The sequence below is a fragment of the Neorhizobium fuzhouense genome, from assembly GCF_042611105.1.
Classification (GTDB): Bacteria; Pseudomonadota; Alphaproteobacteria; order Rhizobiales; family Rhizobiaceae; genus Neorhizobium; species Neorhizobium galegae_A.
In genome coordinates this window covers 152,043-167,644 of record NZ_JBHFFP010000013.1, presented here as the reverse complement: position 1 = coordinate 167,644, position 15,602 = coordinate 152,043, and the positions used below count along the sequence as shown (strand labels likewise).

17 protein-coding genes are annotated in these 15,602 nt (G+C 60.3%); 2 read left to right on the top strand and 15 right to left on the bottom strand.

The window, feature by feature from the left end:
* Positions 1–2 precede the first annotated feature (2 nt).
* From trpB to ACEXP3_RS20910, 10 genes are all read right to left on the bottom strand, one after another.
* Complete coding sequence (gene trpB, locus ACEXP3_RS20955) at positions 3–1,223, bottom strand: tryptophan synthase subunit beta (RefSeq protein ID WP_210106863.1); 1,221 nt, start codon at positions 1,221–1,223, stop codon at positions 3–5.
* On the bottom strand, positions 1,220–1,891 hold the full coding sequence (locus ACEXP3_RS20950; RefSeq protein ID WP_210106862.1) for a phosphoribosylanthranilate isomerase: 672 nt from the start codon (positions 1,889–1,891) through the stop codon (positions 1,220–1,222). Before ACEXP3_RS20950 ends, trpB begins: the two co-directional genes overlap by 4 nt.
* A 69-nt stretch (positions 1,892–1,960) precedes the next feature.
* Positions 1,961–2,719, bottom strand: coding sequence for a M48 family metallopeptidase (locus ACEXP3_RS20945; protein ID WP_377299066.1), 759 nt, complete (start codon positions 2,717–2,719; stop codon positions 1,961–1,963).
* Between the two features lie 91 nt (positions 2,720–2,810).
* Positions 2,811–3,239, bottom strand: coding sequence for a DUF2852 domain-containing protein (locus ACEXP3_RS20940; protein ID WP_210106860.1), 429 nt, complete (start codon positions 3,237–3,239; stop codon positions 2,811–2,813).
* Between the two features lie 151 nt (positions 3,240–3,390).
* Positions 3,391–4,671: a polyhydroxyalkanoate depolymerase gene (locus ACEXP3_RS20935; RefSeq protein ID WP_377299064.1), complete on the bottom strand. Its 1,281-nt coding sequence runs from the start codon at positions 4,669–4,671 to the stop codon at positions 3,391–3,393.
* A 329-nt stretch (positions 4,672–5,000) separates the two neighbouring features.
* A complete protein-coding gene (gyrB, locus tag ACEXP3_RS20930; protein WP_210106858.1) occupies positions 5,001–7,433 on the bottom strand; it encodes a DNA topoisomerase (ATP-hydrolyzing) subunit B in 2,433 nt (810 codons plus the stop codon).
* A 132-nt stretch (positions 7,434–7,565) separates the two neighbouring features.
* Positions 7,566–7,931, bottom strand: a complete 366-nt coding sequence (locus ACEXP3_RS20925) for a helix-turn-helix domain-containing protein (RefSeq protein ID WP_210106857.1) — start codon at positions 7,929–7,931, stop codon at positions 7,566–7,568.
* Entirely contained in the window at positions 7,931–8,491 is a 561-nt protein-coding gene (locus ACEXP3_RS20920) for a Smr/MutS family protein (RefSeq protein WP_377299061.1), read from the bottom strand. Before ACEXP3_RS20920 ends, ACEXP3_RS20925 begins: the two co-directional genes overlap by 1 nt.
* A complete protein-coding gene (gene mltA / locus ACEXP3_RS20915) occupies positions 8,488–9,606 on the bottom strand; it encodes a murein transglycosylase A (RefSeq protein WP_377299059.1) in 1,119 nt (372 codons plus the stop codon). Before mltA ends, ACEXP3_RS20920 begins: the two co-directional genes overlap by 4 nt.
* The gene (locus ACEXP3_RS20910) at positions 9,603–10,301 is read right to left on the bottom strand and encodes a Tim44/TimA family putative adaptor protein (RefSeq protein ID WP_210106909.1); all 699 of its coding nucleotides are present in this window, start codon (positions 10,299–10,301) and stop codon (positions 9,603–9,605) included. Before ACEXP3_RS20910 ends, mltA begins: the two co-directional genes overlap by 4 nt.
* Positions 10,302–10,423: 122 nt before the next feature.
* Here ACEXP3_RS20910 and ACEXP3_RS20905 point away from each other — a divergent pair, with 122 nt between their 5' ends.
* Together ACEXP3_RS20905 and secB are read left to right on the top strand one after the other, a co-directional pair.
* Positions 10,424–10,954: an FxsA family protein gene (locus tag ACEXP3_RS20905; RefSeq protein ID WP_210106854.1), complete on the top strand. Its 531-nt coding sequence runs from the start codon at positions 10,424–10,426 to the stop codon at positions 10,952–10,954.
* Positions 10,955–11,062: 108 nt separating this feature from the next.
* Positions 11,063–11,536: a protein-export chaperone SecB gene (secB, locus tag ACEXP3_RS20900; protein ID WP_210106853.1), complete on the top strand. Its 474-nt coding sequence runs from the start codon at positions 11,063–11,065 to the stop codon at positions 11,534–11,536.
* A 60-nt stretch (positions 11,537–11,596) separates the two neighbouring features.
* On the opposite strand, the gene dnaQ is transcribed toward secB, so the two are convergent.
* Genes dnaQ through ACEXP3_RS20875 form a run of 5 tightly spaced genes read right to left on the bottom strand, consistent with a single transcriptional unit; the run spans position 11,597 to position 15,211 of the window.
* Positions 11,597–12,304 (bottom strand): DNA polymerase III subunit epsilon, encoded by a 708-nt coding sequence (gene dnaQ, locus ACEXP3_RS20895; protein WP_210106852.1) that lies wholly within the window; start codon positions 12,302–12,304, stop codon positions 11,597–11,599.
* A 13-nt stretch (positions 12,305–12,317) separates the two neighbouring features.
* Positions 12,318–12,914: a dephospho-CoA kinase gene (gene coaE, locus ACEXP3_RS20890; RefSeq protein ID WP_377299057.1), complete on the bottom strand. Its 597-nt coding sequence runs from the start codon at positions 12,912–12,914 to the stop codon at positions 12,318–12,320.
* Complete coding sequence (locus tag ACEXP3_RS20885) at positions 12,911–13,762, bottom strand: shikimate dehydrogenase (RefSeq protein WP_377299055.1); 852 nt, start codon at positions 13,760–13,762, stop codon at positions 12,911–12,913. The genes coaE and ACEXP3_RS20885 overlap by 4 nt, the downstream gene beginning before the upstream one ends.
* Positions 13,755–14,354 (bottom strand): Maf-like protein, encoded by a 600-nt coding sequence (locus tag ACEXP3_RS20880; RefSeq protein WP_210106908.1) that lies wholly within the window; start codon positions 14,352–14,354, stop codon positions 13,755–13,757. Before ACEXP3_RS20880 ends, ACEXP3_RS20885 begins: the two co-directional genes overlap by 8 nt.
* 35 nt (positions 14,355–14,389) lie before the next feature.
* Positions 14,390–15,211 carry a pyruvate, water dikinase regulatory protein gene (locus tag ACEXP3_RS20875; protein WP_377299137.1) on the bottom strand — a complete coding sequence of 274 codons (822 nt, stop codon included), beginning with the start codon at positions 15,209–15,211 and terminating at the stop codon, positions 14,390–14,392.
* Positions 15,212–15,602 lie beyond the last annotated feature (391 nt).

Here is a 15,602-nt window from a genome sequence, read left to right as displayed (position 1 = left end):
GATCAGAGACCCATCCCCAAAAGCTTGCCGACGGTAAAGATGTCCTTGTCGCCGCGGCCACAGAGATTCATCAGGATGATCTGGTCCTTGTCCATCTTCGGCGCGCGCTTGATGACTTCGGCCAGCGCGTGGCTGGGCTCAAGCGCCGGGATGATGCCCTCGGTGCGCGTCAGCATCTGGAAGGCGGCGAGCGCCTCGTCATCCTTGATCGGCACATACTCGACGCGGCCGGTATCGCGCAGCCAGGAATGTTCCGGCCCGATGCCGGGATAATCGAGACCGGCGGAGATGGAATGGCCTTCCTTGATCTGCCCGTCATCGTCCTGCAGCAGATAGGTGCGATTGCCATGCAGCACGCCGGGACGGCCAGCCGTCAGCGAGGCGCAATGCTCTTCGCCGTCCAGGCCCTTGCCGCCGGCTTCAACGCCAACGATCGAAACGCTTTCGTCATCGAGGAAGGGATGGAAGAGGCCGATGGCGTTCGAGCCCCCACCCACGGCGGCCACCAGCATATCCGGCAGGCGCCCTTCGGCAGCCATCATCTGTTCGCGGGCTTCCTTGCCGATAACCGACTGGAACTCGCGCACCATTTCCGGATAGGGATGCGGGCCAGCGGCCGTGCCGATGATGTAATAGGTATCGTCGACATTGGTCACCCAGTCGCGCAGGGCCTCGTTCATCGCATCCTTCAGCGTGCCGTGGCCGGAGGTGACAGGCTTCACCTCGGCGCCCAGCAGCTTCATGCGGAAGACGTTCGGCGCCTGGCGCTCCACATCGGTCGCGCCCATGTAGACCACGCAAGGCAGGCCGAAGCGGGCGGCAACGGTGGCCGACGCCACGCCATGCTGGCCGGCACCGGTTTCCGCGATGATGCGGGTCTTGCCCATGCGCTTGGCCAGCAGTATCTGGCCGATGCAGTTGTTGATCTTGTGGCTGCCCGTGTGGTTCAACTCATCGCGCTTGAAATAGATCTTTGCGCCGCCGAGTTCCGCCGTCAGGCGCTCGGCAAAATACATCGGGCTCGGACGGCCGATATAATGGGTGCCGAGATGCGCAAGCTCCGCCTGGAAGGCCGGATCGGTCTTGGCCTTGTTCCACTCCTCCTGCAGGTCGAGGATCAGCGGCATCAGGGTTTCGGCCACGAAGCGGCCGCCATAGATGCCGAAACGGCCGTCTTCATCGGGGCCAGCCCGGAAGGAATTCGGTTTCAGAGCCTGGTTCACGTCTCTACTCCCTTTGATCCACTGACGCGCCACGCATCGATCCTGTCGAAGAAGGCGTTCATCTTGTCGAGGTCCTTGATGCCCGGCGCGCTTTCCACGCCCGAGGACAAATCAATGCCGCTTGCCCGTGTCGCCGTCAGCGCCTGAACCACGTTATCCTTATTCAGGCCACCGGAAAGCATGTAATCGACTTGGTCGTCAAGCGCGTCCATGATCGTCCAGTCGAAGGAAACGCCGTTGCCGCCGGGAAGTTCGGAGCCTTCCGGCGCCTTGGCATCGAAGAGGAAGCGATCGGCGAGGCCCTCATAGGCGTCGATCCGGCGCAGGTCATCGGCCGTGCGCACCGAAAAGGCCTTCATGACAGGCAGTCCGAACAGGGCCTTCACCGTCAAGACGCGCTCTGCCGATTCAGCGCCGTGCAGCTGGAGGATATCCGGCTTCAGCACGGCGACGATCTCATCCAGTTCCTCATTATCGGCATTGACGGTGACGGCGACGATCTTTGCGCGTCCCCTCACCCGGTCGGCCAGAAGGCCGGCGCTCACCGGATCGATGTGCCTTGGGCTCTTCTCGAAGAAGATGAAGCCGACATGGGTCGCGCCACGCGCCACCGCAAGCTCGACAGCGTCCGGCGTCTTCAATCCGCAGATTTTGATATCTGGTGTCATGGTCAGGCGGAGTCGCATGTTTTGCCCGCCAAGTCGAGCCAAATTGCTGTCTTGCGGTTCATGGTCGTCTCAGCTGAAATCGATGGCATGGAGCTGCGAACCGTTCTGCTTCAGCCAGCGCCTGGCTTCCTCCATGTTGGGGCAGAGCGTGCCGCACAGTGCCCAGAATTTTGGCCCGTGGTTCATTTCCTTCAGATGCGCCACTTCATGGGCCGCCAGATAATCGATGATCAGGGGCGGTGCCATGACGATACGCCAGGAAAAGCTCAAGTTTCCATCCCAAGAACAGGAGCCCCAGCGGCTGCGGGTATCCTTCATCGACAGCGATTTCACCGGCTTGCCAACCAGCGCTGCATGGCGCGCCACCAGGATTTCGAGATCCGCCCGCGCCTCCTTCTTCAGAAAGGTCGATAGCCGGCGGCCCAGATGGTCCTCCAGTCCGCTGACGCGGATGACGGCCTCCCCGTCTTCCTCCGTCCGTTCGGTGAGACCTCGCAACGACCCCGTATGGACAATACGATGCGGAACACCGCGGAGAAAAAGCGTCCCGCCGGGACGCAGGCCGGAGTCATGCGAAAACTTCGCAAGTTTCACCTTCAGCCAGCCATCATGGCGCAGGAGAAACGCATCGATCTCCCGCTTGGCAAGCCCCGTCGGCACCGTCAGGCGCAGCGCCCGTCCACCCGGCTCGATCCGCAGGGTGATACGGCTTGCCTGATGATGTTCACGAATGGTGATCGGCATCTCGCGCTCGCCCACCTGCAGGAGGCGCTCGGTCTTCTTGGCCGGCGGCCGTGTCTTTCTGGACTTCTTCAACAGGGCGAACATTCGGTCTTTCTAGCGAGCGCGGGTCCATCGGCGCAACAGAAAACCGGCACCTTGCGATGCCGGTCCTTTTGTTTCATCCGCCAAGCGCCGGTCAGACGGTCGGATACTGCGTATCCTGCCCGCGACCGCGACGCTCGCGCATAAAACGGTCGAACTCTTCCTGATCCTTGGCGCGGCGCAGTTCGCGCAGATAGGAATCGAATTCCTCACGCATTTCGTCCATGCGGCGGCGCTCCTCTTCCATGCGGTCGAGTTCTGCCTTGCGCCATTCGTCGAAGGCGACATTGCCGGTCGAATAGGGGTTGGTCGCAAAGGGCGACCGGCGGCCCGACCGGCGCAGGCCGGAGAAGAAGCCATCGGCCCTTGCATTTGCCTCGCGCTTGAAATCGCGAAGGCGTTCGCCGAACAGAATATAGGCGAGCATGGCAAGGCCGAGCGGCCAGAAGACCACAAAGCCGAGCACCATCAGGGCGATGGTCGCCGGCGTCCATTCGGGACGTATCAATGCTTGCTGGTTCATGGATGCATGTCCTCATTATCATACGAACCGGCCTCATGCCTGCCCGTCTGACTTCGATTTGGTAAGTACTGCAACCACCTTCAAGAAGGGCCCTCGCCAAATCGGCAAAGGCCCTCAAATTATTTCAGGAAATCGGCATGTAACCGATAGATCAGGCGCTCTTGCCGCCCTTTATGACACGCGGGGTCGCTGCCTTGCGGGCCGTCTTGGAATGGGTGCGCGCAAAGGCGAGGATGCGGGGTGCGATTTCGCGGCGGAAGCGCGAGCCGTTGAACACGCCGTAATGGCCGACATCCGGCTGCATGTAATGCTCGCGCAGGCTATCTGGAATGTTCGGGCAGATGGTCTGCGCAGCCTTCGTCTGGCCGATGCCGGAAATATCGTCATTCTCCCCTTCGATGGTGAGCAGAGCGACGTTGCGGATGGCCGCGGTATCGACCTTGACGGACCGATGCATCATCTCGCCCTTTGGCAGCGAGTGCTTGATGAAGACGGTATCGACCGTCTGCAGATAGAATTCCGCCGTCAGATCCATGACTGCCAGATATTCGTCGTAGAAGTCACGGTGCTTTTCGGCCGACTCGCCGTCGTTCTTGACGAGGTGCTGGAAGAATTCCTTGTGCGCCACCACATGGCGATCAAGGTTCATCGACATGAAGCCCGAGAGCTGCAGGAAGCCCGGATAGACGGGCCGCATGAAACCGGCCTGCGGCCAAGGCACAGTCATGATCACATTGTCCTTGAACCATTTCAGCGGACGGTCCTGGGCGAGCTGGTTGACAGCTGTCGGGTTGATGCGGGTGTCGATCGGCCCCCCCATCAGCGTCATCGAGGCCGGGGCGAGCGGATCGCCGGCAGCTTCCATCACCGCAGCCGCAGCAAGCACCGGCACTGAGGGCTGGCACACGCCCACGACATGGGTATCCGGTCCCAGATGGTGCAACATCTCGATGATGTAGTCGATGTAGTCGTCCAGATCGAAGAGCCCTTCGGTCACGGGCACATTGCGCGCATCCTGCCAATCCGTGATGTAGACATCAGCCCCCTGCATCAGCGCTTCCACCGTGCCGCGCAGCAGCGTGGCATAATGGCCCGACATCGGCGCAACGACGAGGATCTTTGGATCAGCCTGCCGCTCCTTCGGGAGTGCGCGTTCGAAATGCAGGAGATCGCAGAACGGCTTTGCCCATACGACCTTTTCCGTAACGGCAACGGTCTCGCCATCGACCGTAGTGAAGGGCAGGCCGAATTCCGGCTTCCCGTAGCGGCGCGTCATACGCTCGAAGACTTCGAGACCGGCAGCATAGGTACGGCCCATCGTGGTCTTGGCAAAAGGATTGAGCGGGTTGTCGTAGAGGAACCGCATGGCTTCAGTCGAGGCGCGGAAGGGCGCCATCGCGGCGTGGTTCAACTCATAAAGCTGGTAGAACATGCGAGGCGCCACCTTTCTTGTCCGATGTACGTGCCTGCGCCGAAACAGGCGCAAACAAGATCTAGCATGGGGGAGGTAAACTAACAGGATACATGTGCGGTGCAATATCGCCAAAAGCAGCAGAGCTTCGCGCGGTGATCGCGAGCCTTCCCGTCAATGCGGGGAGAGATGAAGGGTTCCCACAACCGCTCTTGCGGGTCCGCATCATTGTTCGGACAGTCTTTTCGGCGTGCAGGGAAGCCGGCTTTACCGCCGGTTTATCAAGAGTTCACAAAGGATGTTTCACGTGAATCAATCCACAGGAAAGATTCACGTGAAACAATTTTTGATCAGATATCGAGATTGGCGACGCTCAGAGCATTCTCCTGGATGAAGTCACGGCGTGGTTCCACCTCGTCGCCCATCAGGCGGGCGAACATGCCGTCGGCATCGGTCGCATCGAGAACCTTGACCTGCAACAGAGAGCGCACGTTCGGATCAAGCGTGGTTTCCCAGAGCTGCTCGGCATTCATCTCGCCGAGCCCCTTGTATCGCTGCATGGAAAGCCCCTTGCGGCCGGCGGCAAAGATGGCATCGAGCAAAGCGCGCGGACCGGCGATTTCGAACTTGCCTTCCTTGCGCGACAGAACCGGCGGCGTGCCGTAGATATCGTGCAGGCGCGCCGTCATCTGGTCGATATGGCGGGCATCGGCCGAACCGATCAGTGCCACGTCGAGGAAGGCTGCTTCCTTGACACCGCGCACCATGCGCTCGAAGCGAATACCGCCCTCGGCTGTCACATGGCCGGACCAGCCCCGTTCGGTTTCTTCGGCAATGATGTCGAGGCGACGCGCCACTTCATTCGCGGTTTCCTGGGCGCGGGCGGGATTGCCGGTCAGTTCCGGATTAAGCGCACCGGCAATGGCAGCCTGCTCGACAATAGCGCGGCTATAGCGCGAATGCAGGCCATCGAGCAGCGAGCGCAGGCGCAGCGCATCGGCAATCACATCGCGCAGATCGGCTGCGGCACGCACTTCGCCGGAGCCCAGCGTCAGCGTCGCATCCTCAAGCCCCTGGCCGATGAGGTAATCTTCCAGCGCTTTCTCGTCCTTCAGATACTGCACGGATTTGCCGCGCGTAACCTTATAGAGCGGCGGCTGGGCGATATAGAGGTGGCCGCGCTCGATCAGTTCCGGCATCTGGCGGAAGAAGAAAGTGAGCAGCAGGGTTCGGATATGGGCGCCGTCGACGTCAGCATCCGTCATGATGATGATCTTGTGGTAGCGCAGCTTGTCGGCGTTGAACTCGTCCTTGCCGATGGAGGTGCCAAGCGCCGTGATGAGCGTGCCGATTTCCTGGCTCGACAGCATCTTGTCGAAGCGGGCGCGCTCCACATTGAGGATCTTTCCGCGCAGCGGCAGGATCGCCTGGTTCTCGCGCGACCGTCCCTGCTTGGCAGAGCCGCCAGCGGAATCCCCTTCCACGAGGAAGAGTTCGGATTTGGACGGATCGCGCTCCGAGCAGTCGGCGAGCTTGCCGGGCAGCGAGGCAATATCGAGAGCCCCCTTGCGGCGGGTCAGTTCGCGGGCCTTGCGGGCCGCTTCGCGGGCAACAGCGGCCTCGACTACCTTGCCGACAAGAATCTTGGCTTCCGCCGGATGTTCCTCAAACCAGGTGCTGAGCGCCTCGTTGACGAGGTTTTCAACGACCGGGCGCACTTCCGAAGACACCAGCTTGTCTTTGGTCTGCGACGAAAATTTTGGGTCCGGAACCTTGACCGACAGAACGGCCGTCAGGCCTTCGCGGCAGTCTTCGCCCTGCAGCGTCACCTTCTCCTTCTTGGTGATGCCGGACGTGTCGGCATAGGAGGTGACCTGGCGCGTCAGCGCGCCGCGGAAACCGGCCATATGCGTACCGCCATCGCGCTGGGGAATGTTGTTGGTAAAGCACAGCACGTTTTCATGGTAGCTGTCGTTCCACCACATGGCGACTTCGACGGTGATGCCGTCCTTCTCGCCTTTGATCGCCACCGGCGTGTTGACCAGCGGCTTCTTGGAGCGGTCGAGATAGCGCACAAAGGCTTCGAGGCCGCCATCGTAGAGCATTTCTTCCTGGCGAATGTCGGACTTGCGCTTGTCGGTCAAAAGAATGCGCACGCCGGAATTCAGGAAGGCCAGCTCGCGCAGGCGATGCTCCAGCGTGCCATAGTCGAATTCGATCTTGGTGAACGTCTCCGGGCTCGGCAGGAAGGTCACTTCCGTGCCGGAACGCCCCTCGTATTCGCCGATGATCTCAAGCGGTCCATCGGGCACGCCGTGGGTGAAGCTCATTTCATGAACCCGGCCGCTGCGGCGGATTTTCAGGCTGAGCTTGACGGAGAGCGCGTTGACCACGGAAACGCCCACCCCGTGCAGACCACCGGAGACCTTGTACGAGTTCTGGTCAAATTTCCCGCCCGCATGCAGCTGCGTCATGATGACTTCAGCGGCAGAGACACCTTCGCCGGTATGGATATCCGTCGGGATACCGCGTCCGTTATCCGTGACAGTAACCGAGCCATCGGCGTTCAGCGTGACGGTGACGATATCGGCATGGCCGGCCAGCGCTTCGTCGATTGCGTTGTCGACGACTTCGTAGACCATATGATGAAGACCGGAGCCATCGTCCGTATCCCCGATATACATGCCGGGACGTTTACGAACCGCATCAAGCCCCTTGAGGACCTTGATCGAATCGGCTCCGTATTCTGCACTCGCGCTATCGCTGACGGGTGTATCGCTCATCAATCAACTTTCTAGTTTCTTGGCTGCGGACGGTGAGGCGTCGAATCACCGTTGTCCTTGACACGGACTATAAGAAGTTCCGGCCCCGTTTCCAAAGCTTCGGCCTGCAAAAACAGGGGATGACATGCGCCGTTAGCCCCGATTTGAGGCTTTTTCTAGCAGCTCCGTCAAGTCGTCTATCACGTCCGGTTCCAAAGTGCTAATGCGGCGCGCCAGAAGATTGGCAAGGGCCGTATATTTTGGCGGAAGGCCGGCCGTATCGACCACAACGCGCGGGTCGGACGTCTCTGCCAGCATGAACAGTTCTTCCGCCTCATCCCAGATAATGTTGAAATAGCCGGCAACGCGCTGAAGGAAATCAAAGCTCGGGCGGCCACGCCGTCCATGCTCCAGCGCCGACAGATAGGCCGGAGACACACGCAGTGCCGCCGCCATCTGCTGCTGGCTCACCCCCTTGCGCAGGCGCAGCGCCCGCAGCGCTTCCCCGAATGGCGTCACTACTCGCTCCCGCGGCGGCTCAGCCGGACATAGAGCGCCCCCTCGCCGCCATGCTGACGGGCTGCCGGTTCATAGGAGGAAATCAGAAAGCGGAACTCGGGCTTTGAAAACCACATCGGCACGGCCCGCTTCAAGGCGCCTTCGCTGCCATATGAGCTTCCCTTGCCGGTAATCACCAGCACATGACGCAAACCCCGTTCATGGGCTCGCATCAGAAAGTCGAGCAGCATGCCATGAGCCTCACTCTGGAACATGTCGTGAAGGTCGATCCGTGCCTCGAGCTGAAGCCGCCCCCGCGCGATCTTGCGCTTCACCGGTTTTTCGAGAGGATGATGCAGGCCCTTTGGCTGCTGCTTCTTCGGCGCGGCATCCACCGGCTCACCGGGCGTGCCCGCCACATGGGATGGCGCCTTGCCCTTTTTCGGTTCCGGCTCCGGCGGAGCGATCTCCGCCTCGAAGGACAAAAGCTCTTCCATCCGCCCCGACAGCGGCTTCGTCGTCTTGGCGACGGTGCCCCAGAGAATGCGCTCCTCGGCGCTCAGCTTGCGTCCACCCCTCATCCGCCGTACCGATCCGCCGCTTGCCTCGGGATGAGGATATGGAAATCGGCGCTGTTGCGAACGGTCCCGGCCATCTCGCCGGCCGCGTCGCCCGACCCGGTAAAGATGTCGCCGCGGGCCGGTCCGACAATGGCCGAGCCCGTGTCGAGCGCCAGCATCAACCGCGCAAAAGGTCGTCCGCTGTCCAGATGGGTCAACGTGTCCGAGGTGATGAAAAAGGGAAAGCCGAACGTGTGGATCAGCCGGTCCACCGCAAGTGATCGTCCCGGCACGAGCGGCACTTTTGCAGCGGCAATCGGCCCAAGCGCCGGATCGTCTACCTCCGCCTCCCGAAAGAAGATATAGGACCGGTTATGCCAAAGAACCTCATCCACCTTAGCCGGATTCTGCGCCAACCATTTGCGGATCGACTGCATGGAAATATCGGCCGGACGGATCTCGCCGCGATCGATCAGCAGCTTGCCGATGGGTGAAAACGGATGTCCGGCCTTGCCGTCATAGGTGATCCGCCGGAGGCTGCCGTCCGGATAACGCAGCCGGGCTGCCCCCTGCACATGCGTGAAGAACACATCGACCTTGGATCGGGCCCAGGCGATTTCCAATCCCCTGCCCTTCAGATATCCCTGATCGATATCCCGTCGGTCCGGATAAGGATCGATCACACCGGACCTCTCGCGGCCAAAGGCGTAGGAGAACGGCATATCCGCCGGACGGTTGCTGTCATCGAGATCGACGAGATCGGCCGGCCGGCGATAGAACGGGAATGGATAGCCGGATTCCTCACTTTCCGACACTTCGACTTCCGGTTCGTAGAAGGCAGTGACGAAACCCGGTTTTGCCTCGGTCTGCTCGATGCGGAAGGGGATGCAATGGGTCTCGAAGAAAGCACGGGCAGAGGCTGCATCCGTGATCTCAGCCTGACCAGCCGCCAGAAGAAGCGGACGCAGTTCGCTGGCGCTCAACCCGAGCGATCCCGTTCGATATGGCTTGCCGCGTTCCAGATGCGCAAGACACTGGCGCATGACTGAAAAGAGGGGGCGGGGATCATCGATCTCCCACCCCCTCAAATCGGAGAATGCCAGGCGCTTGAGGGAAAAGGGTTGGGAAGAGGTCATTGCTCGGATTCGGTCGCTACCAGCTTCCAGTTCGGGTCACGCGAGCGAAGGTCACGGGCGAAGGTCCAGATATCGGTCACTTCCGCCACGGTTTCCGCATCTCCGTCGATCAGCGATCCGGCCTTGTCATAGGTTGCCGAAATCAGCTGGCTGACGATCCGCAGCGTGATCTGCTCGTCGTGATCTTTTACCGAGGCATGAGTGATGTCGGCCTTGTCGATGCCGACGAAGGTCGACTTCACCACCTCGCCGCGCGCCTCACGTTCGCGGATGGCCGCATCAAACCCTTCGAAGACCTCCTTGGAGAGGAGGCCGTTCAAAGTTTTGCGATCGCCATCGGCAAATGCCATCACGATCATTTCATAGGCCATGCGGGCGCCGGCCAGAAATTCCTTCGGACGAAAGCTCGGATCGGCCTTCACCAGATCCCGCAGGCCATCGTTCAAGGGCGTGCCCGGTTTTGCCACAGCATCGATTTCGCTCCAGCGCTGCTCATCATCCACGGCCTCCCGACGGGGCAGTGTCACCACCTTGCCGTCATCGGCAGCCGGCGCACGGGCCGTATCGCGGGGGCTGAACGGATCTGCAGGCGGCTTCTCGTGACCGGTGCGGCGGCCGAGCACACTGCGCAATTGCAGGAAGATCAGCACCGCTGCCACGAGAAAAAACAGAGTTATGAAATCGTTCGCGCCCATTTTCACCCGCAGTATCGTTGGAATTGAAGAGGTTCCACCTCATATAGTCTGATATGACGCTCATTCAAAGAGCGGGACCCTGTCTTCCCGTTCGCGCCCTGTCACCGTGCTCCAAGGATCTCATGCGCCTCTTCCTGTTTCCGCTTCTTCTCCTCGGCCTTCCGCTCGCAGAAATCGCCGGCTTCGTCATGGTCGGACGCTGGCTTGGCGTCTGGCCGACGCTTGGCCTGGTCATCCTGTCCGGCCTGGTCGGCGCTACGTTGTTGCGCGTGCAGGGGTTGGGTGTGCTGCGCCAGATCCAGACGGAAGGACGCGAGGGCCGCGTGCCGGCAGAAGCGATCATCCATGGCGCGCTGATTGTCTTTGCGGCCATTCTTTTGATCCTCCCCGGCTTCCTCACCGACATTTTCGGCCTCTTGCTGTTCATCCCGCCAGTGCGCACGCTTCTTTGGGGCCTGATCGGCCAGAAGGTGGTGGTCAGGACGGGCTATTCAGCCTCGGCGGGACCTGCTGATCCGTTCGGCGATCGTCCGCGCAATCGCCCATCAAGCGACCGCACGCTGGATCTTGGATCCGAGGATTACCATCGCAAGTCGAACCCCTCCTCCCACTGGTCCAACGGGCTGGATCGCAAGCCCGACGACAGAGGCTAAACGTGGCCCCGGAAGGGGCATGACAGGCATGCCGGCCCCTGCCAAAGGGTTGTAAGGGCGAAGTCTAAGTGATAGACGGCGCAAAAGATCGAAGCCGAGGAACAGCCAATGGCAAACGAAAACGAAACGCAGTCCCCTTCCCTGACTATTCTTGCGCAGTACACCAAGGATCTTTCCTTCGAGAACCCGGGCGCACCGCATTCGCTGCAGGCCCGTGACAAGGCTCCGGCGATCAACATCAATGTCAACGTCAATGCCAATCCGCTGTCGGAAACCGATTTCGATGTCGTGCTGACGTTGAATGCCGAAGCCAAGGATGGCGACAAGGTGGTCTTTGCTGCCGAACTCGTTTACGGCGGCGTTTTCCGCATCACCGGCTTCCCGCAGGAGCACATGCTGCCGGTTCTCTTCATCGAGTGCCCGCGCCTGCTCTTCCCCTTTGCCCGTCAGATCATTTCCGACGTGACCCGCAATGGCGGTTTCCCGCCGCTGATGATCGACCCGATTGATTTTGGCCAGATGTTTGCGCAGCGCGTTGCGGAAGAACAGGTCCGCTCGAAGGTTCAGCCGCTGAACAGCTGATCGGCCTTGCCCAATTGCCTATCGAAAAAGCCCGGTTCGCCCGGGCTTTTTTTGTGGCACTTATTGGGGGCGTTCCTGGTAACGGGCCCAGATGGCCTTTTCGCCAAACGATTTCACAAGCGCCTCATGCGCCTTGATTTCATCCTCGCCAAGCCGGGATGCGAGCGGCCGGGGCCGCTGGAGCGTAGTGAGTTCCACCACATCCTCTTCAATGACGGTGCGCGTCTGCGTGTTGCTCGCCAACCCCAGTGCAGCCTGGCGACCACCGATCATCTCGATATAGACTTCCGCCAGAAGCTCGGAGTCGAGAAGCGCGCCGTGTTTCGTGCGGTGCGAATTGTCGATCCCGTAGCGCCGGCACAGCGCATCAAGCGAATTCGGCCCCATCGGGTTCTTGCGCCGCGCCATGGACAGCGTGTCGATCACCTGGTCGGACGGAACGGGCGGCAGGCCCAGCCGGTCGAATTCGGCGTTGATGAAGCCCATGTCGAAATTCGCATTGTGCGCCACCCACTTGGCGCCGTCGAAAAACTCGCGGATCTGATCGACGACCGCGGCAAAATTCGGCTTGTCCTTCAGGAAGTCGTCGGTGATGCCATGGACGGCAAGCGCGTCCGGATGCACCTTGCGGTCGCCCGGATTGATATAGATGTGAAAGGTCCGGCCCGTCGGAAAATGGTTCAGAAGTTCGATGCCGCCAATTTCGATGATGCGGTCGATCTTGTTATCAAGGCCGGTCGTTTCCGTATCGAAGATGATTTCACGCATCTTTTCCGCTCCATTATCCCGTTTCAATGCCAGCCCGCACCGCGGCGATGATCTCGCGCACCCGGCCTGTCGCCATTTCGATGCCGTGGCCGGTATCGATGATGAAGTCTGCCCGTGCCCGCTTGTCCGCATCGGGCAATTGCCGCGACAGGATGAGGTTGAACTTTTCCTCACTCATCCCCGGTCGTGCAAGCACCCTTTGCCTCTGGATCTGTGGATCGCACGAGACGACCACGATCACATCCACTCGGTCGGCCGCGCCGCTTTCAAACAGAAGCGGAATATCGAGAACCACCAGGTCACGGCCGCTGGCGCGATGCTTCTCCAGGAAGGCGGCCTCCCGTGCCCGAACCAGCGGATGCACGATGGCTTCCAGTTCCTTGAACCGATGCGGCTCTGCGGCAAGCACCCGCGACAGGGCAGCGCGGTCGATGGCACCGTCTCTCGTTACACTTGGAAAGGCTGCCTCGATGGGTGTGACGGCCTCGCCCCGATACAGATCATGCACCACCTGATCGGCATCGTTGACCGGAATGCCTTCGGCGGCAAACAGAGCTGCCGTGGTCGACTTTCCCATGCCGATCGATCCGGTGAGGCCGATCCTGATCATCCATGGGCCTCCATGTCTCTGACCACAAGGGCGCGCAAGGCGTCATCCACCACCGGGCGCCGGCCGAACCATTTTTCAAAACCGGGAACCGCCTGGTGGAGAAGCATGCCGAGACCATCCACTGTTGCAAAACCTTGTGCCTTTGCCATGGCGAGTATTGGCGTTTCGAGCGGCACGTAAACGATGTCGGTCACGACCGCATCGAAGCGCATCGGCGAAAAATCGATTTCTGGCGCTGCCTCGCCATCCATGCCAAGCGACGTGGTATTGATAAAAAGCCGGGCGTCCGCCATGAGCTCGGCAAGCGCTTCCATGGGATGGGCATGGACGCGCTCGCCAAACCGGTCAGCCAGCGCCTTGGCCCGCGACTGGGTGCGGTTGACCACGTGAATCTCGCCGATACCACGATCACGCACTGCCTGGATGACCGCCCGGCTTGCGCCCCCTGCCCCCAGAATGACAGCGCAATGCGCCTTGTCCCAACCGGGATGGTACTGGTCGAGATTGGCCGTAAAACCATAGCCATCGGTATTGGTTGCCTTCAGCAGGCCATCTTCGAGCCAGAGCGTGTTGGCTGCGCCCAGTTCCTCGGCAAGCGCATCCGGCTGGTCCGCCAGTTCGAAGGCACGCTCCTTATGGGGAATGGTGACATTGCCGCCGCGGTAGCGGCGATCGGCTTTGAGGGATGCGATGAAAGGCTCAAAATCCGTCGGCAGAACCTCGAGCGCCCTGTAGCTTCCCTCCAGCTCGAATTGGCGCAACCAGTGGCCATGGATGAGCGGCGAGCGTGAATGGCGGATGGGGCTGCCGACGACGAAGGCGGCTAACGTTTCACGTGAATCAGCCATTAATCACTCCAAGGTCACGCAATGCTTGCAGGAGGGGCAGCATGGGAAGCCCCAGAATGGTAAAGTAATCGCCATCGATATGCGAAAATAGCTGAATGCCCTCCCCTTCCAGCTGATAGGCGCCGACGCTGGTCAAAGCCTTGTCGCCGATGCGGGAAAGGTAGCCGTCTATAAAGCTGTCGCCGAACGGCCGGGCTGTCAGTCTTGCCATGACCACATCTTCAAACAGCGACACGCCATCTCGAACGATCGCGAACCCGCTGTTCAACTGATGGGTCTTTCCCGAGAGCGACAGAAGCGATTCACGAGCTTCGGCAAGATGTACCGGCTTGTGATAGAGCCGGTCGCCGAGCGACATCGTCTGGTCCGACCCGATAACAAAGGCACCGGGCCAATGGCGACTCACGGCAAGCGCCTTTTCCCGGGCGAGGACCTGGGCCACCTGCTCGGGGCCCGCTCCCGCCTCGTGAAGACCTGCTTCAATTGCACGTTCATCGATATCTGCCGCCTGAGCGCCAAAGACCAGACCGGCGTTTTTCATCAGCATGCGGCGAAACGGGCTGGAGGACGCAAGAACAAGCGGTGGGGTCACGGGTTCATTCCGGGCTTTGAACATCAGAGTGCGGATTACCGCAGCTTCGGACGCAGGGCAACGATGGCAGCGGCCGTTTCTTCGATGGAACGCCGTGTCACGTCGATGACCGGCCATTGATGGCGGGCACAGAGGCTGCGCGCATACTTCAGCTCCTCATGGATGTTTGCCCGGTCCGTATAATGGCCGCGGTCAAAACCGGTGACGGCACCAAGCTCGCGATTCTCTCGGACCTGAGAAATACGGTCCGTCGTCGCCACCAGTCCGACGATCAGCGGGCGGCTGGACTTCAGCAGGCTTTCCGGAAGCGGCACGCCTGGCACGATCGGGATATTGGCGCATTTGATGCCGCGATTGGCGAGATAGATCGATGTCGGCGTCTTGGATGTCCGGCTGATGCCGATGATCACCACATCCGCCTCGTCGTAATTCTCCGCCATCTGTCCATCATCATGGTCCATGGCAAAGTTCAGCGCGTCGATCCGTTTGAAATAGTCGGCGTTGAGCGCATGCTGCGCACCGACCCGACGGCGCGACATGGCACCCAGATAGGTCTGGAACGTCGCAAGCACCGGTTCCAGCACATTTACCGATGGAACGCCGAGGTCACGGCAGCGTTGAGCAACATGGTCAGCCAGATCCTGGTCGACGATCGTATAGAGAACAATGCCGGGTTTTCCGTCAATCGCTTCCAGCACCGGCGACAATTGGCGGCGGTTTCGGATCAGCGGATAGACATGCTCGATGGCGAGCCATCCCTGGAATTGCGCGGACGCTGCACGCCCTGCCGAAATGAGGGTCTCTCCCGTTGAGTCAGAAATGAGGTGCAGATGAAAGAAGCTTTTGCGGTTCTCCACGGTAAACTTCACCCTCTGTTCATAACCTGGGATAAACCACGATGCCTGGAGCAGCCGCCTGGAGCGGGCGGAACAAGTGTCACTTTATCCACAACGAAGGGTTCTGTGCGGCGGACTGTCCAAGCTATGTGGGAACTGGGGATAACTGCCAAGACGCATCTCCTTTCTCACAGACTGTCCACAGGCATGCTTCAATTCGGCGGCGTCGCAACGAATTGATTCCAGAGCGTGAATCGCCACTGTCCACATCCGGCGATCTATGCCTATATCTCTTTCCAGCCTGGGTGTCATTGTCGCACCGATCGCGTGCCGACTGTGCAAAATAAATGATCCTTGATAGTCACCGACTCTAAGAATCAGAAGAATCCAGGATTCTCATTTTCTTTGTTTT